19 protein-coding genes are annotated in these 22,396 nt (G+C 37.3%); 13 read left to right on the forward strand and 6 right to left on the reverse strand.

Annotated features, from left to right (window positions below; translation table 11 throughout):
• A partial coding sequence (locus QM857_RS00005; protein ID WP_414274630.1) for an Ig-like domain-containing protein occupies positions 1 to 1,805 on the reverse strand: 1,805 nt, incomplete at its 3' end.
• A gap of 524 nt (positions 1,806 to 2,329) precedes the next feature.
• On the opposite strand from QM857_RS00005, the gene QM857_RS00010 reads away from it, so the two are divergent.
• From QM857_RS00010 to QM857_RS00065, 12 genes are all read left to right on the forward strand, one after another.
• Positions 2,330 to 3,022 carry a YjjG family noncanonical pyrimidine nucleotidase gene (locus tag QM857_RS00010; protein WP_414274631.1) on the forward strand — a complete coding sequence of 231 codons (693 nt, stop codon included), beginning with the start codon at positions 2,330 to 2,332 and terminating at the stop codon, positions 3,020 to 3,022.
• 64 nt (positions 3,023 to 3,086) lie between these two features.
• Positions 3,087 to 3,842 carry a DUF4336 domain-containing protein gene (locus QM857_RS00015; RefSeq protein WP_414274632.1) on the forward strand — a complete coding sequence of 252 codons (756 nt, stop codon included), beginning with the start codon at positions 3,087 to 3,089 and terminating at the stop codon, positions 3,840 to 3,842.
• An 11-nt stretch (positions 3,843 to 3,853) separates the two neighbouring features.
• A complete protein-coding gene (locus QM857_RS00020; protein ID WP_414274633.1) occupies positions 3,854 to 4,507 on the forward strand; it encodes a uracil-DNA glycosylase in 654 nt (217 codons plus the stop codon).
• A gap of 9 nt (positions 4,508 to 4,516) precedes the next feature.
• A complete protein-coding gene (locus QM857_RS00025; protein ID WP_414274634.1) occupies positions 4,517 to 4,981 on the forward strand; it encodes an NUDIX hydrolase in 465 nt (154 codons plus the stop codon).
• Between the two features lie 12 nt (positions 4,982 to 4,993).
• Positions 4,994 to 6,262, forward strand: a complete 1,269-nt coding sequence (locus QM857_RS00030) for a dihydroorotase (RefSeq protein ID WP_414274635.1) — start codon at positions 4,994 to 4,996, stop codon at positions 6,260 to 6,262.
• Between the two features lie 42 nt (positions 6,263 to 6,304).
• Complete coding sequence (locus tag QM857_RS00035; protein WP_414274636.1) at positions 6,305 to 7,645, forward strand: MATE family efflux transporter; 1,341 nt, start codon at positions 6,305 to 6,307, stop codon at positions 7,643 to 7,645.
• 182 nt (positions 7,646 to 7,827) lie between these two features.
• Positions 7,828 to 8,796: a thiamine pyrophosphate-dependent dehydrogenase E1 component subunit alpha gene (locus QM857_RS00040; protein ID WP_414257507.1), complete on the forward strand. Its 969-nt coding sequence runs from the start codon at positions 7,828 to 7,830 to the stop codon at positions 8,794 to 8,796.
• 16 nt (positions 8,797 to 8,812) lie between these two features.
• Entirely contained in the window at positions 8,813 to 9,805 is a 993-nt protein-coding gene (locus QM857_RS00045) for an alpha-ketoacid dehydrogenase subunit beta (protein WP_414259078.1), read from the forward strand.
• 329 nt (positions 9,806 to 10,134) lie between these two features.
• Positions 10,135 to 11,178 carry a dihydrolipoamide acetyltransferase gene (locus tag QM857_RS00050; protein ID WP_006148534.1) on the forward strand — a complete coding sequence of 348 codons (1,044 nt, stop codon included), beginning with the start codon at positions 10,135 to 10,137 and terminating at the stop codon, positions 11,176 to 11,178.
• A 39-nt stretch (positions 11,179 to 11,217) separates the two neighbouring features.
• Complete coding sequence (lpdA, locus tag QM857_RS00055) at positions 11,218 to 12,921, forward strand: dihydrolipoyl dehydrogenase (protein WP_414274637.1); 1,704 nt, start codon at positions 11,218 to 11,220, stop codon at positions 12,919 to 12,921.
• Positions 12,922 to 12,979: 58 nt separating this feature from the next.
• Positions 12,980 to 13,969 carry a lipoate--protein ligase gene (locus QM857_RS00060; RefSeq protein WP_223140956.1) on the forward strand — a complete coding sequence of 330 codons (990 nt, stop codon included), beginning with the start codon at positions 12,980 to 12,982 and terminating at the stop codon, positions 13,967 to 13,969.
• 109 nt (positions 13,970 to 14,078) lie between these two features.
• Positions 14,079 to 14,720 carry a hypothetical protein gene (locus QM857_RS00065; RefSeq protein ID WP_414274638.1) on the forward strand — a complete coding sequence of 214 codons (642 nt, stop codon included), beginning with the start codon at positions 14,079 to 14,081 and terminating at the stop codon, positions 14,718 to 14,720.
• 85 nt (positions 14,721 to 14,805) lie between these two features.
• On the opposite strand, the gene xerS is transcribed toward QM857_RS00065, so the two are convergent.
• Positions 14,806 to 15,876: a tyrosine recombinase XerS gene (gene xerS, locus QM857_RS00070; RefSeq protein WP_414274639.1), complete on the reverse strand. Its 1,071-nt coding sequence runs from the start codon at positions 15,874 to 15,876 to the stop codon at positions 14,806 to 14,808.
• Between the two features lie 644 nt (positions 15,877 to 16,520).
• Here xerS and QM857_RS00075 point away from each other — a divergent pair.
• Positions 16,521 to 17,534 (forward strand): hypothetical protein, encoded by a 1,014-nt coding sequence (locus QM857_RS00075; protein ID WP_414274640.1) that lies wholly within the window; start codon positions 16,521 to 16,523, stop codon positions 17,532 to 17,534.
• A gap of 843 nt (positions 17,535 to 18,377) precedes the next feature.
• Here the strand turns inward: QM857_RS00075 and QM857_RS00080 are convergent.
• The 4 genes from QM857_RS00080 to ylqF form a co-directional block, all read right to left on the reverse strand.
• The gene (locus QM857_RS00080; protein WP_414274641.1) at positions 18,378 to 19,121 is read right to left on the reverse strand and encodes a CPBP family intramembrane glutamic endopeptidase; all 744 of its coding nucleotides are present in this window, start codon (positions 19,119 to 19,121) and stop codon (positions 18,378 to 18,380) included.
• A gap of 61 nt (positions 19,122 to 19,182) precedes the next feature.
• Positions 19,183 to 20,733, reverse strand: coding sequence for a chloride channel protein (locus QM857_RS00085; RefSeq protein ID WP_414274642.1), 1,551 nt, complete (start codon positions 20,731 to 20,733; stop codon positions 19,183 to 19,185).
• A 15-nt stretch (positions 20,734 to 20,748) separates the two neighbouring features.
• Entirely contained in the window at positions 20,749 to 21,528 is a 780-nt protein-coding gene (locus tag QM857_RS00090) for a ribonuclease HII (RefSeq protein ID WP_414272307.1), read from the reverse strand.
• Positions 21,515 to 22,366 carry a ribosome biogenesis GTPase YlqF gene (gene ylqF, locus QM857_RS00095; protein WP_414272308.1) on the reverse strand — a complete coding sequence of 284 codons (852 nt, stop codon included), beginning with the start codon at positions 22,364 to 22,366 and terminating at the stop codon, positions 21,515 to 21,517. The genes QM857_RS00090 and ylqF overlap by 14 nt, the downstream gene beginning before the upstream one ends.
• Positions 22,367 to 22,396: the final 30 nt, after the last annotated feature.

The following is a 22,396-nucleotide window of genomic DNA, read 5'->3' on the forward strand; positions in this document are numbered from 1 at the left end:
GTTGTAGTTGTTGTGCTTGAAGTAGTCTTAGGCTCTTCGGTTGTAGTTGTTGTGCTTGAAGTAGTCTTAGGCTCTTCAGTTGTAGTTGTTGTGCTTGAAGTAGTCTTAGGCTCTTCAGTTGTAGTTGTTGTGCTTGAAGTAGTCTTAGGCTCTTCGGTTGTAGTTGTTGTGCTTGAAGTAGTCTTAGGCTCTTCAGTTGTAGTTGTTGTGCTTGAAGTAGTCTTAGGCTCTTCAGTAGTTGTTGTAGTTGAAGTAGTTGTAGGCTCTTCAGTAGTTGTTGTAGTTGAAGTAGTTGTAGGCTCTTCAGTAGTTGTTGTAGTTGAAGTAGTTGAAGTAGTTGTAGGCTCTTCAGTTGTAGTAGTTGAAGTAGTTGTAGGCTCTTCAGTTGTAGTAGTTGAAGTAGTTGTAGGCTCTTCAGTTGTAGTTGTTGTAGTTGAAGTAGTTGTAGGCTCTTCAGTTGTTGTAGTAGTTGTAGTTGTAGTAGTAGTTGTAGTAGTAGTTGTTGTTGTTGTTGTTTCTTCTTTTGGATTTACGATTGTTTTAGTTGCTGAACGATCAGCTCCAAAATCGTCAACATTAACTTCTGTATCTGCTACTTTGATGACATAACCGGATGGTGCTTCTGTTTCTGTCAAGATATATTTATCTTTTAATAATGCATTAACAGTAATTTTACCATTTTCATCTGTTTCGTATTCACCGATCACTTGATTGTTGGCTTCACGTACTACTTTAAATTTAGCACCTTTAAGCGGTTGATTCTCATTATCAACTTTTTGGATATTGATTGAGTAAACATAACCAAGACCAGCACCACCAGCAATTTGAACTAAAGCAGCATTGGTTACTTCTTTAACAACAACACCTTTACCTTTTAATGTAGCGTCATTCTTCAATAATTCGCCATCAACGGGTTCATAATTTAAACGTACGTTATAAGAAATACGATATTGGTCTTCTTCTGTCATGTCCCCTAATTCGACAACAAAAGATTGTCCATCTTCACTAACTGTAATCTTGTGTTGGTCAGTTACATCAACACGGTCAGAGAATTGCCATTCTCCATCTACGAATGCAAATTTACCTTTGATAACTTTAATACTATCTTTTACATAGCTAGCATTTGTAAATTTCAAGTGGTCCTCAATCGTTACACCTTGAATATTCTCTTTTGTACGATTAACTGAAATAGTGTATTGGACCTCTCTTTTATCACCTTCATTAACCCAACTAGTCTTTGATAAAAGTTTTGGATCACCATCACCGATACCTTTAAATGTAACCTTACCAGCAGGTTTTGTTTCTTTGTTTATCGTAATTTCAACTGGGATTTCTCCTTGTTGAGGGTGTTTTTTGAAATCGACACGAGCATAGAAGAAGAAAGATCCTTCAGTATCTGAGTGTTTTTCAGCATAATCCGTATAAGTTAAAGTAATGGACTTGTTATCAGCACTTAGTTTTGCATTTGCAATCACCTCATTTGTATTGATATCCTTGATTTCAATATTATCAGAGTTAATGATTATAGCATCAGGCACCGTAATTATCGTTTGGTCTCCTGCCTTAACATCTTTTCCTAATTTAAAATCTGCATTAAGACGGAATGTAGCCCATTGCGCTAAATCCCAAGTTAGATCTCCACCTTCATTATTTGATACCTTAACATTTGTGATTGTATCTACAATTTTTCCAGATGCTGAAACTTCAGGGGTTTCAGCAAATGTCTTATTCAAACTAAATACAAAGACAGTTGTCAATAAGCAAATAATAAAAGAAAAGATTCCCAATTTCTTTTTGTTCTTCATTATTTTCCTTCCCTTTTGTAAGATTGGTATTCTTAAGATACAAAAAAATATTGCACTTTAAGTAATACTCCCTAAGTAAATTATTATATATAGGATGATTTTATAGACACCCTTATTGCTGTCCTCCTCCTAGTCTTTTACTAAAACTATCCTATAGGTGAATTATATCACATTATAATGTGTACATCAATAATATATATGTTGAATTTACTATAAATTAAAAAAATTACAAAAATTTAGAATTTATCTGTTTCTTAAGAATTAAAATAATATAAAAACGCTTACATTCTTTGTTTTATCAGATTTGAATTTTTAGTGTTTTATCTAAAAAAAACATTTGAACAATTAACAAAAATCTAAGAATTATCTATTTTTGAATACTAGAAATTTTATATTAAATTTTATTATTTATTATATTTTTAAATTAGTTATTGGAAAATCAATCGTGTTAGGATTTATTATTCTATTTGTTTGTGCTATACTTTGAAGTATATAAAGACTATCGAATACAGGACGATGAATAGATGACTTATAAATTTTTGCTTTTCGACCTCGACCATACCTTACTTGATTTTGATGCTGCTGAGGATGTTGCCTTATCGCAACTCCTAAATGAAGAAGGAGTAGAGGATATCCAAGCTTACAAAGATTATTATGTACCTATGAACAAAGCACTTTGGAAGGATTTGGAGCAGAAAAAAATCTCAAAGGTAGAGCTGGTTAATACTCGTTTTGAAAAATTGTTTGCTCACTTTGGCATTGAAAATGATGGTTCCTACTTAGCAGAGCGTTACCAGTTTTTCCTGTCTAAACAGGGACAGACTTTCCCAGGTGTGGAAGATTTATTAAAAAATTTGATACATCAGGGATATGAACTCTATGCTGCGACAAATGGAATTACCTTTATTCAGACAGGTCGTTTGGAACAATCTGGTATTTCACCATATTTCAAGGAAATTTTTATATCAGAACAGCTCCATACCCAAAAACCAGATGCAGCATTTTATGAGAAAATTGGAGCTCGAATTCCTAACTTTAATAAAAATCATGCCCTTATGATTGGTGATTCTTTGTCAGCTGATATTCAGGGTGGAAATAATGCTGGCATTGATACCATCTGGTACAATCCTCATCATCTGGAAAATAAGACGCTAGCAAAGCCGACTTATGAAGTTGATTCTTATCAGGCTCTGCTAGAAATCTTAGATAAACTGTAAAAAGTGGTTTAGATAGCCACTTTTTGCTATAATAGAGGCAGTAAAAACGAAGGAATAGTTAACGATGTTAAGGGCAGAACTTTCTCTTTATGAACCATTGTATACACTAAAGGAAGTTGATCAAAATATCTGGATAGTAGACGGTGATTTGATACAAATGGATATGAAGGTCTTCAAACTTCCTTTTCAGACACGTATGACGGTTGTTAAGTTAAATGACGGCAAACTCTGGATTCATTCTCCTATTGCGCCAAATGAGGAACTTTTTACCGAACTTGATGATTTAGGTAGTGTCGCTTACCTGATTTCACCAAATAAAATTCACTACTCCTATATTGCAGATTGGAAACAAAGATATCCTCATGCGCAAGCATTGTCTAGTCCAGGAGTAGAAGAGAGAGCGAAAAGTCAGAAAGTCAAGGTTGTATTTGATGCTCCCTTAACAGATAAGGCTCCTGACTTATGGTCTGATGAGATTGATCAACTCATTTTTAAGGGAAGTTCAGTCATTGAAGAGGTGGTGTTTTTTCATAAATCAACTAAAACACTAATTGTAACAGACCTCATAGAGAACTTTGAACCGGAAAAGATAGCTAGTCCAATCCGAAGAAGATTCTATCGTTTAGCTCGTGTAACATCCCCTGATGGTCAAACTCCTATCGATTATCGGATGACTTTTTTAGGAAGACAAAGGGAAGCAAGGGTTTCCTTTTCCCGTATGTTAAACTGGAAACCGGATAAAATCATACTTGCACATGGTTTATGCTTTTTTAAAAACGGTACGGATGAATTAAGACGTGCTTTTAGATGGATACTATAAAGGAGAGAAAGATGCAACACTCATCTTGGCATGCTTTGATTAAAGAGCAATTACCTGAGGGTTATTTGGGGAAAATCAATCACTTTATAGAGCAGGTTTATGCTCAAGGAACTGTATATCCTCCTAAAGAAAAGGTTTTTCAGGCACTTTTGACCACTCCTCTAGAAGAGGTAAAGGTGGTTATCCTTGGTCAAGATCCTTATCATGGACCAGGTCAGGCGCAGGGCTTGAGTTTTTCAGTTCCAGATTCTATTCCAGCACCTCCTTCTTTGCAAAATATTCTAAAAGAACTTGCTGATGATATTGGAGTTAAAGCATCCCATGATTTGACTTCTTGGGCGGAGCAAGGAGTTTTACTTCTCAATGCTTGCTTGACCGTTCCTGCTGGGAAGGCCAATGGTCATGCTGGTCAAATATGGGAACCTTTCACGGATGCAGTGATTAAGGTTGTCAATAATTTAGATAGACCAGTAGTTTTTGTTCTCTGGGGTGCTTATGCACGTAAGAAGAAGTCCTTGGTTACAAATCCTCATCATCTGATTATCGAATCTGCCCATCCAAGTCCTCTCTCCGTTTATAGAGGATTTTGGGGTTCTAAGCCTTTTTCTAAGGCCAATACATTCTTAAAAGAAAGTGGACAAGAGCCAATAGATTGGCTTAGATAAGGAGAAAATATGCCTCAGTTAGCTACGATTTGTTACATTGATAACGGAAAAGAACTGCTCATGCTTCATCGCAATAAAAAGCCAAATGACGTCCATGAAGGTAAATGGATTGGTGTTGGTGGAAAGATTGAGCGCGGAGAAACTCCACAAGAATGTGCAACTCGTGAGATTTTAGAAGAAACAGGATTAAAAGCAAAACCCGTTCTAAAGGGAGTTATCACCTTTCCAGAGTTTACACCAGACTTGGACTGGTACACCTACGTCTTCAAGGTGACAGAATTTGAAGGTGATTTGATTGATTGTAATGAAGGGACTTTAGAATGGGTTCCTTATGACGAGGTTTTAAGCAAACCAACCTGGGAAGGAGACCACACCTTCGTAGAGTGGCTTTTAGAAGATAAACCATTCTTTTCAGCCAAGTTTGTTTATGATGGTGATAAGTTATTGGATACCCAAGTGGATTTCTACGAATAAAGGAGAAAGCAGATGTTACTAATTAAAAATGGTCGTGTAATGGATCCTAAGTCTGGTTTGGATCGAGTGTGTGATGTTTTGGTTGAAGACGGTAAAATTGTTCAAATTGCTCCTGAAATCCAGGAAGAAGGCGCTCAAGTAATAGATGCTACTGGTCTTGTAGTTGCACCCGGTTTAGTGGATATCCATGTTCATTTCCGCGAACCTGGTCAAACTCATAAAGAAGACATTCATACAGGTGCACTGGCAGCAGCAGCTGGTGGTTTTACGACAGTTGTCATGATGGCTAATACCAATCCAACCATTTCAGATGTTGAGACTTTGCAGGAAGTTCTTCAGTCTACCGCTAAGGAAAAAATTAATGTTAAGTCTGTAGCAACGATTACCAAGAACTTTAATGGCCAAGACTTGACTGACTTTAAGGCGCTTTTAGAAGCAGGGGCAGTTGGTTTTTCTGATGATGGTATTCCTCTTGAAAGTAGTAAAGTAGTTAAAGAAGCTATGGAAGAGGCTAAAAAACTCAACACTTTTATCAGCTTGCACGAAGAAGATCCTGGTCTTAATGGTACGCTTGGTTTTAATGAAAATATTGCTAAAGAACACTTCCATATTTGCGGTGCTACAGGGGTTGCAGAGTATGCAATGATTGCACGTGATGTCATGATCGCCTATGCAACCAAGGCTCATGTTCATATTCAGCATTTATCTAAGGAAGAAAGTGTCAAGGTTGTGGAGTTTGCTCAAGGCTTAGGAGCCAACGTAACAGCAGAAGTAGCTCCACAGCATTTTTCGAAGACTGAAGCTCTTCTCTTGACTAAAGGAAGCAACGCAAAGATGAATCCACCTCTACGTCTGGAATCTGACCGTCGTGCAGTAATTGAAGGTTTAAAATCTGGAGTTATTTCTGTCATTGCTACAGACCACGCGCCTCACCATGCTGACGAGAAAAATGTTGAGGATATTACCAAAGCGCCATCAGGTATGACAGGTTTGGAAACTTCTTTGTCACTAGGTTTAACTTACTTAGTCGAAGCTGGTGAGCTGAGCTTGATGGAATTAGTAGAAAAAATGTCCTACAACCCAGCGAAACTTTATAACTTTGAAGCAGGTTATCTATCAGAAAACGGTCCGGCTGATATTACAATTTTTGATGATAAAGCGGATCGAATCGTAGACACGCATTTTGCTTCTAAAGCAGCGAATTCACCATTTATCGGCGAATCTTTGAAAGGGCTGGTCAAATACACCATCTGTAATGGACAGATTGTCTATAAGAACTAGGTGAAATCTGCTCTTTCGAATCATTAATTAGAGAGAGACGATATGTACCCAACCCATCATTTTAAAGACAAGTTCATTTTATTTCTTAAGATTTTCTTCCCTATTTTGGTTTATCAATTCGCAAATTATTCGGCTTCTTTTGTTGATACGACAATGACTGGCCAGTATAATACTATAGATTTGGCTGGGGTATCAATGGCGACAAGTCTATGGAATCCCTTTTTCACCTTTCTAACTGGTATTGTCTCAGCCTTGGTTCCTATAGTTGGACATCATTTGGGTCGAGGAAAGAAAAATGAAGTGGCTTCTGATTTTTATCAATTTCTTTATCTTTCGCTTGGCTTATCCATTTTTCTATTTGTTTTGGTTTTTCTGGTTGCTCCTCTAGTTCTTAATAATATGGGATTAGAAGCGGCGGTAGCAAATATAGCAGTTCGTTATCTATGGTTTTTAGCAATAGGGATTATTCCTCTCCTACTCTTTAGTGTTATTCGTTCGTTACTGGATGCGCTTGGGTTAACAAGGTTGTCCATGTATTTGATGCTTTTATTACTCCCTCTCAATAGTGGTTTTAACTATTTATTGATTTATGGTGCCTTTGGTTTTCCTGAGTTGGGGGGAGCTGGAGCGGGACTTGGGACCTCTATGGCTTATTGGGCCTTGTTGGGTATATCTATACTAGTCCTTCTTAAACAAGAAAAATTAAAAGAACTACATTTAGAAAACCGACTACCTTTAGACAGGAATAAAATAAAAGAAGCGATAAAACTGGGGTTACCTATTGGTGGAACTGTATTTGCAGAAGTTGCTATTTTTTCAGCTGTCGGCTTGATTATGGCGAAGTTTTCATCATTGATAATAGCTAGTCATCAGTCTGCCATGAACTTTTCATCCCTCATGTACGCTTTTCCTATGAGTATTTCAACAGCAATGGCTATTGTTGTTTCTTACGAAGTTGGTGCTAAACGTCTAGAGGATGCTAAGAAATACATAAAAATTGGACGACTATCAGCTATGGCATTCGCAATTTTAACACTTTCTTTTCTGTATGTTTTTAGAGAAAATGTTGCCAGTCTCTATGGTCATGATCCAGAGTTCGTTCAACTAACTGCTAGTTTTATGACCTATAGCTTATTTTTCCAGTTAGCTGATACATTTGCAGCACCATTACAAGGGATTTTAAGAGGCTACAAAGATACTGTCATACCTTTCTATCTCGGTCTTCTTGGATACTGGGGAGTTGCTATACCTCTTGGTGTTTTTCTAGATTATTCAACAAATCTCGACGCTTATTCATATTGGATAGGTCTTATCGTAAGTTTAGTTGTTAGTGGATTACTCTATCAGTGGCGTTTACAAGTTATTATGAAAAGATTCAAATAATTTGATGACAATATCCTTGAAAAATCACTTTGTGAAATAGTCATCTTACGTTAAGAAAAGTCTTGATTTCATTGACTTTTCTTTTTTTATATTGTGAAAAAATAGCAAGCATATTCTTTGACTCTCATTAACCTATAAGTTAGAATAGAACTATAAGAAATTAAACTTAGAAAGGCAAGATTATGTCAACTCTAGATAAAAATCTTCTGCTTGAAATGTTCCGAAAGATGGAAGAAATCCGTCGCATGGACTTGAAGATTGCTCAATTAGTAAAAAAAGGGAAAGTGCCAGGAATGACGCACTTTTCTGTTGGTGAGGAGGCTGCTAACGTTGGGGCTATGTTAGCTCTTAATGAAGATGACCTTATCACATCAAACCACCGTGGTCACGGTCAAGCCATTGCTAAAGGTATTGACCTCAATGGAATGATGGCTGAAATCCTTGGTAAATATACAGGGACTTGTAAAGGTAAAGGTGGATCAATGCACATCGCCGACCTAGATGCAGGTAACCTTGGTGCTAACGGTATTGTTGGTGGTGGTATGGGGATTGCAGTAGGGGCTGCCCTTACTCAACAAATGAAAAACACTGGCAAAATCGTTGTCTGCTTCTTTGGTGATGGAGCGACGAATGAAGGTGTATTCCACGAAGCTGTTAATATGGCTTCAATTTGGAATCTTCCAGTAATTTTCTACTGTATCAATAACGGTTATGGAATCTCTGCTGATATTAAGAAAATGACAAATGTCAAGCATATCCATGAGCGTAGTGCTGCTTACGGTATTCCTGGAATGTTTATCGAAGACGGTAACAATGTTATCGATGTCTACGAAGGATTTAAGAAAGCAGTTGACCATGTTCGTTCTGGTAAAGGTCCTGTCTTGATTGAAAGTGTAACTTACCGTTGGCTTGGTCACTCATCATCAGACCCTGGTAAATATCGTACACGTGAAGAAGTCGATGAGTGGAAAGAAAAAGATCCAATCGAAAACCTTCGCAAGTACCTTGTTGAAAATAATATTGCTAGTGCAGAAGAACTCGAAGAAATTCAGGCTCAAGTCAAGGAAGCAGTGGAAGCATCTGTTAAGTTTGCAGAAGAAAGTCCATTCCCTCCACTAGAATCAGCTTTTGAAGATATTTACGCAGACTAAGGAGAAGTAGAGAAATATGGAAACAAAATTAATGTCTTTCCGCGATACCATTATCCTTGCAATGTCTGAGGAAATGCGTCGTGACGAAAATGTACTCTTGATGGGTGAAGATGTCGGTGTCTTTGGTGGAGACTTTGGTACATCTGTAGGCATGCTTGAAGAATTTGGACCAGAACGTGTTCGAGACTGTCCGATTTCCGAAGCAGCTATTTCCGGAGCGGCTGCTGGTGCTGCTATGACTGGACTTCGTCCAATCGTCGACATGACTTTCATGGACTTTTCTGTTATTGCCATGGATAATATCGTCAACCAAGCAGCTAAAACTCGTTACATGTTTGGTGGTAAAGGTCAAGTACCAATTACAATCCGCTGTGCCGCTGGAAACGGAGTAGGTTCTGCAGCACAACACTCACAATCATTGGAATCATGGTTTACTCATATCCCAGGATTGAAGGTTGTAGCTCCAGGTACACCAGCTGATATGAAAGGACTTCTCAAGTCTTCTATCCGTGATAACAACCCTGTTATCATTCTTGAATACAAATCAGAATTTAACCAAAAAGGTGAAGTACCAGTAGATCCTGACTATACAATTCCGCTTGGTGTTGGTGAAATTAAACGCGAAGGAACTGATGTAACGGTAGTAACATACGGTAAAATGCTTCGTCGTGTCATGCAAGCAGCTGAAGAATTAGCTGAAGAAGGCATCTCAGTAGAAGTAGTAGACCCACGTACTTTGGTTCCACTTGACAAAGACATCATCATTAACTCAGTTAAGAAAACTGGAAAAGTAGTTCTTGTCAACGATGCCCACAAGACAAGTGGTTTTATCGGTGAAATTTCAGCTATTATCTCAGAATCAGAAGCATTCGATTATTTAGATGCACCTATTCGCCGTTGTGCAGGGGAGGATGTACCAATGCCTTATGCACAAAATCTTGAAAATGCAATGATTCCAACAGTTGAAAGCATCAAAGATTCAATCCGTAAAACTCACAACAAACAATAATACATAAAATAAATTATGTAAACAAATTAATCAGACGAGAAGCTTTGTATCTAATAGATGCAAAGTTCTCTACGTCCTTGATATCTTAGATTAGAGCACGGGCTAAAAGCTCGGAAAAAAGATAAATCTCCTTGACTTCATCGAAGTCTACGTTGATTTCCTATTTTTCGGTCGCTTTTAAACGCCCTTTGCATCATATAATTGAACTCGGGCTAAAGTCTGTGTGAAAAAGATAAACTTTCCTAGAAACTAAAGTTTCTTTGTCAAGTTTCCTATTTTCACTGAGACTTTTGACGCCCTTAGTATCTTATAATAGAATAGGAGAGGTCATGGCTGATGATAAGCTAAGAGCGACTCCTGCAGCTAGAAAATTAGCAGATGATTTAGGAATTAATCTCTACGATATTTCTGGCTCAGGCGCAAACGGTCGTGTCCACAAAGAAGACGTGGAAACATTTAAAGACACTAATGTGGTTCGCATTTCACCACTTGCAAAACGAATTGCCCTTGAACATAACATTGCATGGCAGGAAATCCAAGGAACTGGTCATCGTGGCAAGATTATGAAGAAGGATGTTTTAGCTTTCCTTCCGGAAAATATTGAAAACGATACGATTAAGTCACCTTCTCAGATTGAAAAAGTGGAAGAAGTTCCAGATAACGTAACTCCTTATGGGGAAATCGAACGTATTCCAATGACACCAATGCGTAAGGTTATTGCTCAACGTATGGTTGAGTCATACTTGACTGCACCAACCTTCACGCTTAACTATGATGTCGATATGTCTGAATTGCTTGCCCTTCGTAAGAAAGTCCTTGATCCAATCATGGAAGCAACTGGTAAGAAAATTACCGTTACAGACTTGCTTTCACTTGCGGTTGTTAAGACTCTTATGAAACACCCATACATCAATGCGTCATTAACTGAAGATGGTAAGACAATTATCACTCACAACTATGTCAACCTTGCGATGGCTGTAGGAATGGATAACGGTTTAATGACGCCAGTTGTTTATAATGCTGAAAAAATGAGCTTGTCTGAGTTGGTAGTTGCCTTCAAAGATGTTATCGGACGTACTTTGGATGGTAAACTAGCTCCTAGCGAATTGCAAAATTCAACCTTCACCATCAGTAACTTGGGAATGTTTGGTGTTCAATCATTCGGTCCAATCATTAACCAACCGAACTCAGCAATCCTTGGGGTTAGCTCAACAATTGAGAAACCTGTAGTAGTAAATGGTGAAATCGTGATTCGTCCAATTATGAGTCTTGGTTTAACAATTGACCACCGTGTCGTAGATGGTATGGCTGGTGCTAAGTTTATGAAAGACTTGAAAGCTTTAATTGAAAACCCAATCTCAATGTTGGTTTAGAGAATTTATTTTTAGAAATATAGATAAAGGAAGTAAGATATGGCCTTAGAAGTAATTATGCCAAAAGCCGGCGTGGATATGACAGAAGGACAAATCGTCCAATGGAATAAAAAAGTCGGAGAATTTGTAAAAGAAGGAGAAATCCTTTTGGAAATCATGACTGACAAAGTCAGCATGGAATTGGAAGCAGAAGAAGACGGTTACTTAATCGCTATCCTGAAAGGGGACGGCGAGACTGTTCCTGTTACTGAAGTTATCGGTTATCTTGGTGAAGAAGGGGAAAATATCCCAACAGCTGGAGCAACTGTACCAGAAGCTAGCCCAGCACCTGCAGCAAGTGCTTCGAACGAAGATGGTAAGAGCGATGATGCTTATGATATCGTTGTTATTGGTGGTGGGCCTGCTGGTTATGTTTCTGCCATTAAAGCAGCGCAATTAGGTGGTAAGGTTGCTCTTGTTGAGAAATCTGAACTTGGTGGAACTTGTTTGAACCGTGGATGTATCCCAACTAAGACTTACCTTCACAACGCCGAAATTATCGAAAATATCGGTCATGCAGCAAATCGTGGTATCGTAATTGAAAATCCTAATTTCACAGTTGATATGGACAAACTTTTAGAAACAAAATCTAAAGTTGTCAATACCCTTGTAGGTGGTGTTGCAGGACTTCTTCGTAGCTATGGAGTTGATGTTCATAAAGGTATCGGTACTATTACTAAAGATAAAAATGTCTTGGTAAATGGATCTGAATTGCTTGAAACTAAGAAGATCATCCTTGCTGGTGGTTCAAAAGTAAGCAAAATCAATGTTCCTGGAATGGAATCATCACTTGTTATGACTAGTGACGATATCCTTGAAATGAATGAAGTACCAGAAAGCCTTGTGATCATTGGTGGTGGAGTTGTCGGTATCGAACTCGGACAAGCCTTCATGACATTTGGTTCAAAAGTTACTGTTATCGAAATGATGGACCGCATTGTCCCTGCAATGGACGCAGAAGTATCTAAGAACCTCCGTTTGATTCTTGAGCGTAAAGGTATGACTATCTTGACAGGTACTAAACTGCAAGAAATCATTGAAGAAGATGGCAAACTCCGTATCAAGGTTGAAGGCAAAGACGATATCATCGCAAATAAAGCCCTTCTTTCAATCGGTCGTGTTCCAGATCTTGAAGGAATCGGAGAAGTTGAGTTTGAGTTAGACCGTGGTCGTATCAAGGTTAACGAGTACATGGAAACTTCTGTTCCTGGTATTTATGCACCAGGTGATATCAACGGTACTAAGATGTTGGCTCACGCTGCCTTCCGTATGGGTGAAGTAGCTGCTGAAAATGCCCTTAAAGGAAACCACGCTGTTGCCAAATTGAACTTGACTCCTGCAGCTATCTACACACTTCCAGAAGTAGCAGCAGTTGGTTTGACTGAAGAACAAGCTCGTGAGAAATATGATGTCCAAATCGGTAAATTCAACTTTGCTGCAAACGGACGTGCAATTGCGTCAGATGCTGCTCAAGGATTTGTTAAAGTCATTGCAGACAAGAAATATGGTGAAATCCTTGGTGTTCATATCATTGGTCCTGCTGCTGCAGAATTGATCAATGAAGCGTCAAGTATCATCGAAATGGAAATCACTGTTGAAGAAATGCTTAAGACAATCCACGGACACCCAACATACTCTGAAGTTATGTACGAAGCGTTTGCGGATGTTCTTGGAATGGCTATCCATTCACCTAAGAAAAAATAAAAATAGATAGACTAGACTGGAATTATTTTCCAGTTTCTATCGTATTAGAAGGTATCTTATGAAATACATTATCAATCATTCAAACGACACAGCCTTTAATATTGCTTTAGAGGAGTATGCTTTTAAGCATCTTCTTGATGAAGATCAAATCTTCCTTCTTTGGATCAACAAACCATCTATCATTGTAGGTCGTCACCAAAATACCATCGAAGAAATTAACCGTGACTATGTTCGTGAAAATGGAATTGAAGTAGTCCGTCGAATCAGTGGTGGTGGAGCTGTTTACCATGATTTGAACAACCTTAACTATACCATCATTTCAAAAGAAGATGAAAACAAGGCCTTTGACTTCAAGAGCTTCTCTACTCCAGTTATCAATACTTTGGCTGAACTTGGTGTTAAAGCTGAATTTACAGGCCGTAACGACTTAGAAATAGACGGTAAGAAATTCTGTGGAAATGCACAAGCCTATATCAATGGCCGTATCATGCACCATGGTTGTCTTCTCTTTGACGTGGATTTGTCAGTCCTAGCTAACGCACTTAAAGTGTCTAAAGATAAGTTTGAATCAAAAGGGGTTAAATCAGTCCGTGCTCGAGTAACTAATATTATCGATGAGTTGCCAGAAAAGATCACTGTTGAAGAATTCCGTGATTTACTCTTGGAATACATGAAAAAAGAATATCCTGAGATGACAGAATATATCTTCTCAGATGAAGAATTGGCAGAGATCAACCGTATCAAGGAAACCAAGTTCGGTACCTGGGATTGGAACTATGGGAAGTCCCCTGAATACAATGTCCGTCGTGGCACTAAATTCCCTAGCGGTAAGGTGGAAATCTTCGCGAATGTTATTGAATCAAAAATCCAAGACATCAAGATTTATGGAGATTTTTTCGGTATCGAAGATGTAGCAGCAGTAGAAGATGTCCTTCGTGGTGTCAAATACGAACGTGAAGATGTCCTCAAAGCCCTTCATACCATTAACTTAGGTCGTTACTTCGCAGGAATTACTGCAGAAGAAATTGCTGAAGCAGTTGTTGAATAAGATAAAAGATATCCATTTAACATGGATATCTTTTATCTTAGACTTGATATTCAAAAATAATGAGAGTAGAATAAAGAGGAAATCTGAACAAAAAAGGGGATCATATTCGATGATGAAAATTCCAGTGGAAAAACTTGGTCTATTTGAACAGTTAGATCGTATAGTAGTGGCTTTTTTTAGCAAGCAACAACCTTCAAGTCCATATGATTTGAATATCAGTATTACACAAGAACACCTTGACCAGAAAAAGCAAGAGCTAGAACCATTAGGCTATCAAGCTGTCCAACTACCATTAGGAATGGCTTTAGATAATGTCATCCAGCAACCTCATTATAAAAGCTTAATCATTGGTGGACTTGCTCCCGACGAAATTATAGTTAGCAAAGAAGAATTAATGCCTTTGAAAGATATTGTGGACAGTTTTTGTATTATGTACGCTGCAGCGAATAACAGACTGGAAAATAGTAAGGCTTATGAATTAATGAAAGATAAAACGGTTTATTTTATTGGTAAACTATTTACAGATTTCCCAAAAGACGGTGATGAAATTGCTTATTTAGGAATTGATCGAATAGCGAGCGATGGTACACCATATGAAGCTGTTAAATGCTTTCTAACGGAAGAGAGTGCAGAGAAATTCAATGATGAAAAAAGACCGGTCACCCCTGCAAACTTGGCCTATCTAAAATCATTTTGGGGAAAACCAGTTATTATTGAGCCACATCGTAATTATTGGATCGAATTTTTATAGAAAGAATTTAAGAGCGTAAGATTCGATAAAAAATACTACGCTCTTTTTCTAACACTAAAGTATTACATAATTTATATTATGTATTTTATAAACTATCCAAAGCATTTTTCTGTTCGTCATTAACGATATGCGTATACAAGTCGGTAACTTGTGTGCTAGCATGTCCTAGCTGGTGGCTGACCAAAACTTGTGATTTGGTTGCATCATAGAGACGGGTTGCAAGAGTGTGGCGCAGTTTGTGGGGGGTTACGCGGACTTTAAAGTCTTCTGAATACTTGGCAACCATTTTTTCTACGCTAGAAGCATCGATTCGGTTTGGAACACCTCGATACAAGGTTAAGAAGAGGGCTGTATCGGTCTTCTCTGTCTTATAACGTTTGTCTCGAATAGCGAGATATTGTTCTAAATAAGGTTTAGCAAAGGTAGCAACATTGACCGAGTCTCGTTTTCCACCTTTTCGAGTGACGTCAATCACCATCATTTTGAGATTGAGGTCTCGAAGATCCAGGTTTACTGCCTCAGAAAGTCGGACACCAGATGCAAGAAGAAGTGCGATAATGGCTAAATCTCGCTCCTTATTCTTGTTAAAGGACGATAAGGCTCGATTTGAGAGTGTTTGAGGGTATTCCTGGTCGATATAGTTAAGGAAACCTTCTGTTTCATCCCCTAAAAAGAGCTTTTGCTTGATATTTTCAGCTCGCGCAGCCAAGGTTTCTTTCTTTTTCTTGGTAGCAACCTTTTTCATGACATTGCGATAGAAATAAGGTTCACCTTGTTCATTTTCAACCTCCTCAGTCAAATACTTATAAAGACTAGAAAGTGCAGAAAGTGTACGGTTAATAGTTGTTTGAGATACACCATTTTTCGTCGTATTGGCATTGAGCAGAGGACGTTCACGTAAGTAAAGAATAAAAGATTCCATGTCTTTCTTGGTCATGTGCTCCAGAACGTCTAAGGGAATATCGGCCATGGTGTCAGCATCTGATATGCCAGATTCCAAGACCCAGGTGAAAAATCGATCGTATTCCTTTAAGTATTCGTACAAGGTCGTAAAACTGTATGGAACAGCCAGTTTCGATTGATAGTATTCTAGAACATACCAGGGCATGACTTGTTTGAGTTTATCGATACGTTCTAATAAGATCTCGCGTTTCATGTTTTTCTCCAAATCTTTCTATACTAGTAGTATAGCATAGCTATATATTTTTTTCAAGAAAATTATAGTTTTTCGGAAAGATGTTATAGAGGAGAGTTAGGAATGTTCAAATAACTTCTAAAGTAACCAAAAAATTTTTATAACCAAAAATTTTTTTAAGCCAATTATACTCAATTATGTACTTTATTTAAGTGAAAACTAAAAGTTTTTCAATTGTACATTCATACAAAAACACGACTCATGCATCATGGCCGTGTTATATTTGACTTAAACTAGTTAGCTAATCTCTTACTTAATTTAAATCAGACTTTTACTTTCTATTTTGGATTTCCCATAAGGTCTCCTAACTTCATATTGAATATAGGACTCCTGAATTACTTCGATAAAAAAGTTAACTACAGAAACAACGAAATTAAATTTGTTTTTTGCGTTAAAATGATGCGCACATTTAGAATAAAACAAGTATTAAACTTACTACAAGTTTAACATAGCGAAAAAGAGGTGTAAAGAATAAATACTCTAAAAAGCTTGTATACATTATTGATTCGTGCACAAGTATGTAAATATTGTAAAACAATTTCAAAATGTGGTAGACTAGATATGAATTTTGATGGACGATAATTAGGTCAGAGAAAAGGTTACAGATGGAAAAATTAGTTTTTATCGGAATGCTAGTCTTCTTGGCAATTGTGTTTATTGGAATATTGTTTTGGCTTCGTTTTAGAATGAAGAACACCTTTGAGAACGGTGTTCCAATGTACGATGCCCCAGCAAATAATCAGACTAGGACGAGTAAGCTAAGCGTAGGAGAGTATGCAGTGCACATAATTTTAATACTAATTAGCGCTGTAATTGCCTTTAAGGTCATGAGCATGTTCCGTCATGGGGCGGCGCCAATTGGTGCTGCTATTATCACGCCTTCTATAATGTCGCTTTTCAATGCACGAAGGAGAACCGGGAAATCTTGGATGGGTATCGTTGCAGTGCTTATGGTATTCGTGTTTTTGATGTTTGTATATATAATTATAGGTCTACCTGACAACGCACCTCCACTTAGAATTGACGGAACTGAAATTCATCTTACAGAGACTAAGATTTCGGATTTGATAGACAAGGGGTTTGACATTTATGTGTCAAATGGTAGACATGATTATCCTAATTATAACGAGCTTTTGACAACGGGGAGCTATACTAAATACCAAGGAACTGAGGTTAGTGTACCAAACGGCTTTAAGTCATATGACTCAGCAGTTACGCGATCTACCTATCTTCTTGTAAAGAAGAATGTAGTTCTCGGATGTATAGGTGTTTACGGAGATAAGAGAAAGAATACGGAGCTGGAGGACTGTGTAGTTACGCAGGTTTGCTTCGATTCTGAGTGCACAGCTGTTGCCAAAAAATATGGAATTTCATATAATATAGATGGTATAGATTTGCTAAAGAAGCTTGACGAAAACGAGTTCACGAAAGTATTTGGGAAAAAAATATGGCTGACTCCAAGCGAGCCAAGAGATGAATATTTGGCTCATTATGGCGTGCAGTGGGGCGCAGGTAACAATGAATTCTTTTGGAATCATTACTTTATGAATTTAGACCTTGATTCGAATAATGATATAGTTAATTTTAATTTTAGTTCTAATATTGCAGCAGAGCGATAGAAGAATTTGCAGGGATAATTAGGCAAAATGAAAAAGAAAAAAGTACTAAGTAAGACAAAGTATGCTATTTATCTTCTAGTGGTCCACCTTATATGCATACTTTTCACTATAAGCAAAATAGTGATACCTTCATGGGGGCACTGGTTAGAGACGACACGCTTTCTTTGGACAAGCTTTCCTACCTATGTATGCGTGTTAATAGCCATTTTCCCAATGGTATGCTTTTGGCCATATTTGATTAGTGCAGATTTTAAGCCGGGTACAGCAAAGACCTTGCTTGCGACTTTTGGTCTAATAGTAGGTAACGTGACTCTGATTTTGATATATACGACTGTTTTGCACAAGGTATTATAGGTATAAAAAAATCCCTTTATAGGGATTTTTTGATTGCTTCAAGTAGCTCGTCATATTCTTCAGTTGAGAATGGAGCAAATTGTACTGACTTATAATCTGAGATACTTTGAGATTAACTAGCACCACGAGTAAAAATCTATATCTTACTATCAATAAGACCTTAAATGAGTAGCAAAAAATATACAATTGAACCACTACTTCTTCTGCTGTTACTTGAGTAAAAAATGTGCAAATCAATTCCTTAAATCAGATGATGTTATGAACTAGAAAATATACAAAATAACACTTCAAAATAATGTACAAAATAAAAATAAAGTACACTCCTTAAAGAATGTACTTTATGCTTCTAATTCAGTTGTATCAATAGTTTAGCTCACGTTAAGTCAATTGTACATAAAATTTTAGTTTTGCTAGTAAAACCAAATCAAATTTGATTTGGTTTTGGATTTTTATATTTCATTTTATTAAAATGAAATTTTACTAATACAATCAGTTACGACTATACTCTTCTTTTTTATTCATTACCATATAGCACGAAACTAAGATGACGAAAATTTTTATCAAGTAAGTTTCGTATTGATTAGTATCTATGGTTAGTTGAGACAAGACATTAATAATTGAATGAGTCATTACACAAATCCAGAGATTGTTTGTTTTAATATAAAGTGCTGATAGTATGAAAGAATTTGTCAGTAATCCAATTAAAAACGGCGTCAATTGTAATATTGCCAGAGAACCATCTATGTAAAAGTACAACAGATGCCAAATAGCCCAACTAAAAAAGGTTAAAATTGTTGAGAGGAAATACGGCAATTTTTCTTGTAAAATTGGTTGAAAAACATATCGCCATCCAATCTCTTCTATTCCTCCAAATAAAATAAATTTGAAGAACATCAAAAAAGGGAGATACCAGCTAAATTCTAACATTTTCCCACCAAACAATATGAAAGAAAAATCAAATACAATTAGGAAGAAAGATAATAAATAGTGTTTATAACTAGTATGAATGTTAAAAAAATCTTTTAAAATCTTCTTAAAATGAATATGAAAATATCGATTAGCAACAATTATTCCCCAAAGAGCTGAAGAAATTCCACCTAGAATGATTCCTGAAATAGTTAATACATTAGACTGAACAGAGTAACGATTCAATAGAAAGAAAACTAGACAAACTGATACTAATTGGATAAATGTTCCTAGCAAATATACCAAAATTGCCTTATTATTTTTCATAGAGAAACCTTTCAAAATATATTATAACTTTTCGTAATAAAAATTATGTAAATCAACACTTCTATAAAAGCAAATCTTTCACTTTTCCAATTTCACTTTTTGGAATCACGAGATGAATCATATCACCTAGATACATCCTTGTAGATCCATTAACAGTCTTACTTTTACCGTTATGTACTTGGGTTGTGATAAGCACATTATGAGGTAAATTGAGTTCATGTACTTGTTTTCCAGCTATTTTGTCTGAAACAGGGATTTCTATCAGTGTAACTTCTCCATCATCAGTTGCTGATTCAGGTAACATTTTTTCTAGCATGGCTTCATATACGGGCGCTCCTTTGAGCAAATCCATAACAATATAAGCAACTAGGGTCACCATACCTAAAGGCATGAGATTACGGATATCACCAACCATTTCCGTCACAAGAATCATAGCTGTCAAAGGTGCTTTTGAGATAGCTCCAAAATAACCACTCATCCCAAGGATAACAAAGATAGGAAATTGCTGCTGGGTAACAAGGCCAAGATTGACACAAATAACACCGACCAGAGCACCAAGTAAAGATCCTAAAGCTAAAATTGGTAAGAAAATACCACCTGGCAGTCCACTTCCGTAACTGATCATGCTCCAGATAAAGCGAATGATAAAGTAAAGTAAGAGAATTTGAAAACTATAATCTTGTTCTGTTAAGGATAAGACAATCTGATTTCCCCCACCAAGTATTTGTGGTAGAAAGATTCCTACTGGAATAATCAGGAGAAAAGCAAAAATTGGATGATAAGCTTTATCAATGTGAACCTTTTGGCCAATCCAATCATAGACTTTTCCGACATTCAGAACGGCTTTTTCATAAAGGAAACCTGAGAGTCCAAGAAAAATCCCCATAACAAGATAAATCCAATATTGACTCAAACTCATGAGAGGGATGTCATCCGGCATATCCAAAACAGGTGTTAAGCCGAAGATGAGAAGAGAGACAAAGTTTGCTACCAGACTGGCTGCCAGGGTTGAAACCCAGAAAAATCTTGAAAAATGGTGATAAACTTCTTCTACTACAAATAATAACCCTGCAATCGGCGCATTAAAGGCAGCAGCAAGTCCAGCAGCAGCTCCACTCGCGATTAAAGAACGTTCTTCGACAGGGCTAGACTTGAGCCACTTAGCAATTCCTTTACCTCCAACAGCACCTAGTTGAATACTTGGACCTTCACGCCCGAGCATGAGTCCGCTCGCAATGGCCAAGATACCTAGAATGTATTTCTTCCATAGCACACTCCACCAATTGAGAGACATGAGACCTTTTAACTCCGCTTCAACTTGAGGAATACCAGAACCTTTAATATCTTTTTCTGAGCGTGTTAATTTGGCACTAAGCAAGCAAATTAGAATATAAAACAATAAAATGATCAATAGATTTCGAAGTAGATTTTCTTGGTCTAGATATAGTCCTTGAACGATATGAAAGCCTTTTTCAATCAAAAAACGAAATGATCCTACAATAAGGCCCACGACTAATCCAACAATAATACCTCGCCCTACTTGAGCTAAAATCGTACTGGACGCGAAGGCAAATTCTTTCTTGGAACTAAGTATTTCCGACTGTTCCTCCATAATTCTCTCCTTTAATTATCTTTTACTAGTTTCTGAAATGATCGTTTTAATCGGTTCAAAGCTTGTGCGATGAATCGGTGTAACACCATGCTTTTCTAAACCTTCTAAATGTTTAGCCGTTCCATAACCAGCGTTTTGAGAAAAATCATAACCTGGAAATTCCTGGTCATAGTTAGCCATAATCTTATCTCTGGTAACCTTAGCAATGATGGATGCTGCTGCAATGGATAGAGAATTCGCATCTCCTTTGATGATGGATGTCTGAGAAATCGGCAAATCCAACTTCATTGCATCAATCAAAAGGTGTTCTGGTTGAGGGTCAAGCTGAAAGATAGCTTCTTTCATGGCTAGTTTAGTTGCTTCATAGATATTGACCTGATCAATGACTTGATTGTCCATAATTCCAATACCAATTGCTAGTGCATTGTCCTTAACGGCCTGAAAAATCTCCTCGTGTTTTTTCTTAGGGATTTTTTTACTGTCATTTAAACCTTTAATCTTACAATTTTTAGGAAGAATGACTGCTGCAGCAACAACAGGACCAGCTAAAGGTCCACGTCCAACTTCATCAACACCTGCAATTAAACTAATACCTTGAGCGTAAAGCTCTTTTTCATATCGAAGCATAGCTTCTAAGCGAAGATTTTCATCGATTTCAGCTTGAATGGCTTTCTTACGCTTTTCAATTTCCTTTTGAACACCTGAACGAGAATCTTTTTCAAACTCCTTAAACAAGGGACTTTCAAGTTCTCTTATCTTCCCTAATTCTTCTTTTATTTCTTTAATCGTTGCCATCTAGATCTTCCAATGTATCTAAGGTATAGTTACCAAGTTTTCCATCACGAACTTCCTTGACGAAGAGATTGTAGAAGCGATCGTAATCATCACGGAAACCAAGGATACGTGTCATATCAATGATGATTTCAGGAGCTTCATCGTCCAGATTCATTTGTTTAAAACGTTCTTGAAGCTTTTCAGGGTAATGTGTTTTAAAGTAATTAAGACCAAAAATCGTCACTTCATCCATTGGAAGCAACTGATCTTTGATAGCTCCAGTTAATGCGAGTTTGAGTGCTACGGTTTCATCTTCAAATTTTGGCCATAGAATCCCTGGAGTATCCAAGATTTCCAAATCTTTATTTGTTTTGAGCCATTGTTGGCCTTTTGTCACACCAGGTTTATTACCAACTACAGCAATTTTCTTACCAGCCAAACGGTTCATCAGGGTTGATTTACCAGCGTTTGGAATCCCGATAATCATGGTACGCAAGGTCTCGATTTGAATCCCACGTTCCTTCTGACGAGCAATTTTATCTGCCATGAGTTTCTTAGCAGCGTCTGTTACGACTTTAACTGTAATTTGCTCTTTAGAATTGATTGCAAGTGTTTGAATTCCTTGGGATCCGAAGTACTGACGCCATTCTTTTGTCAATACTGGGTCTGCAAGATCTGCCTTGTTTAAAATCAGTAGTCTTGGCTTGTCTCCGATGATTTTAGTCAGCATCGGATTTTGACTAGACAAGGGCAAACGCGCATCTACTAAAACTGTTACAAAGTCAACAAATTTTAAATTTTCCTGGACCTGACGACGTGCCTTAGACATATGTCCAGGAAACCATTGAATAGTTGCCATTTTATTTCCTTTTCTTCATACAAACTTATT

It is taken from the genome of Streptococcus infantis, assembly GCF_047463315.1.
In the GTDB taxonomy this organism is placed as follows: Bacteria; Bacillota; Bacilli; order Lactobacillales; family Streptococcaceae; genus Streptococcus; species Streptococcus infantis_AB.

What these genes read in the sequence shown, in the direction of transcription:
- QM857_RS00010 (WP_414274631.1), top strand. Translation starts at nt 2,330, where the DNA reads ATGACTTATAAATTTTTGCTTTTCGACCTCGACCATACCTTACTTGAT.
- QM857_RS00015 (WP_414274632.1), top strand. Translation starts at nt 3,087, where the DNA reads ATGTTAAGGGCAGAACTTTCTCTTTATGAACCATTGTATACACTAAAG.
- QM857_RS00020 (WP_414274633.1), top strand. Translation starts at nt 3,854, where the DNA reads ATGCAACACTCATCTTGGCATGCTTTGATTAAAGAGCAATTACCTGAG.
- QM857_RS00025 (WP_414274634.1), top strand. Translation starts at nt 4,517, where the DNA reads ATGCCTCAGTTAGCTACGATTTGTTACATTGATAACGGAAAAGAACTG.
- QM857_RS00030 (WP_414274635.1), top strand. Translation starts at nt 4,994, where the DNA reads ATGTTACTAATTAAAAATGGTCGTGTAATGGATCCTAAGTCTGGTTTG.
- QM857_RS00035 (WP_414274636.1), top strand. Translation starts at nt 6,305, where the DNA reads ATGTACCCAACCCATCATTTTAAAGACAAGTTCATTTTATTTCTTAAG.
- QM857_RS00040 (WP_414257507.1), top strand. Translation starts at nt 7,828, where the DNA reads ATGTCAACTCTAGATAAAAATCTTCTGCTTGAAATGTTCCGAAAGATG.
- QM857_RS00045 (WP_414259078.1), top strand. Translation starts at nt 8,813, where the DNA reads ATGGAAACAAAATTAATGTCTTTCCGCGATACCATTATCCTTGCAATG.
- QM857_RS00050 (WP_006148534.1), top strand. Translation starts at nt 10,135, where the DNA reads ATGGCTGATGATAAGCTAAGAGCGACTCCTGCAGCTAGAAAATTAGCA.
- lpdA (WP_414274637.1), top strand. Translation starts at nt 11,218, where the DNA reads ATGGCCTTAGAAGTAATTATGCCAAAAGCCGGCGTGGATATGACAGAA.
- QM857_RS00060 (WP_223140956.1), top strand. Translation starts at nt 12,980, where the DNA reads ATGAAATACATTATCAATCATTCAAACGACACAGCCTTTAATATTGCT.
- QM857_RS00065 (WP_414274638.1), top strand. Translation starts at nt 14,079, where the DNA reads ATGATGAAAATTCCAGTGGAAAAACTTGGTCTATTTGAACAGTTAGAT.
- xerS (WP_414274639.1), bottom strand. Translation starts at nt 15,876, where the DNA reads ATGAAACGCGAGATCTTATTAGAACGTATCGATAAACTCAAACAAGTC.
- QM857_RS00075 (WP_414274640.1), top strand. Translation starts at nt 16,521, where the DNA reads ATGGAAAAATTAGTTTTTATCGGAATGCTAGTCTTCTTGGCAATTGTG.
- QM857_RS00080 (WP_414274641.1), bottom strand. Translation starts at nt 19,121, where the DNA reads ATGAAAAATAATAAGGCAATTTTGGTATATTTGCTAGGAACATTTATC.
- QM857_RS00085 (WP_414274642.1), bottom strand. Translation starts at nt 20,733, where the DNA reads ATGGAGGAACAGTCGGAAATACTTAGTTCCAAGAAAGAATTTGCCTTC.
- QM857_RS00090 (WP_414272307.1), bottom strand. Translation starts at nt 21,528, where the DNA reads ATGGCAACGATTAAAGAAATAAAAGAAGAATTAGGGAAGATAAGAGAA.
- ylqF (WP_414272308.1), bottom strand. Translation starts at nt 22,366, where the DNA reads ATGGCAACTATTCAATGGTTTCCTGGACATATGTCTAAGGCACGTCGT.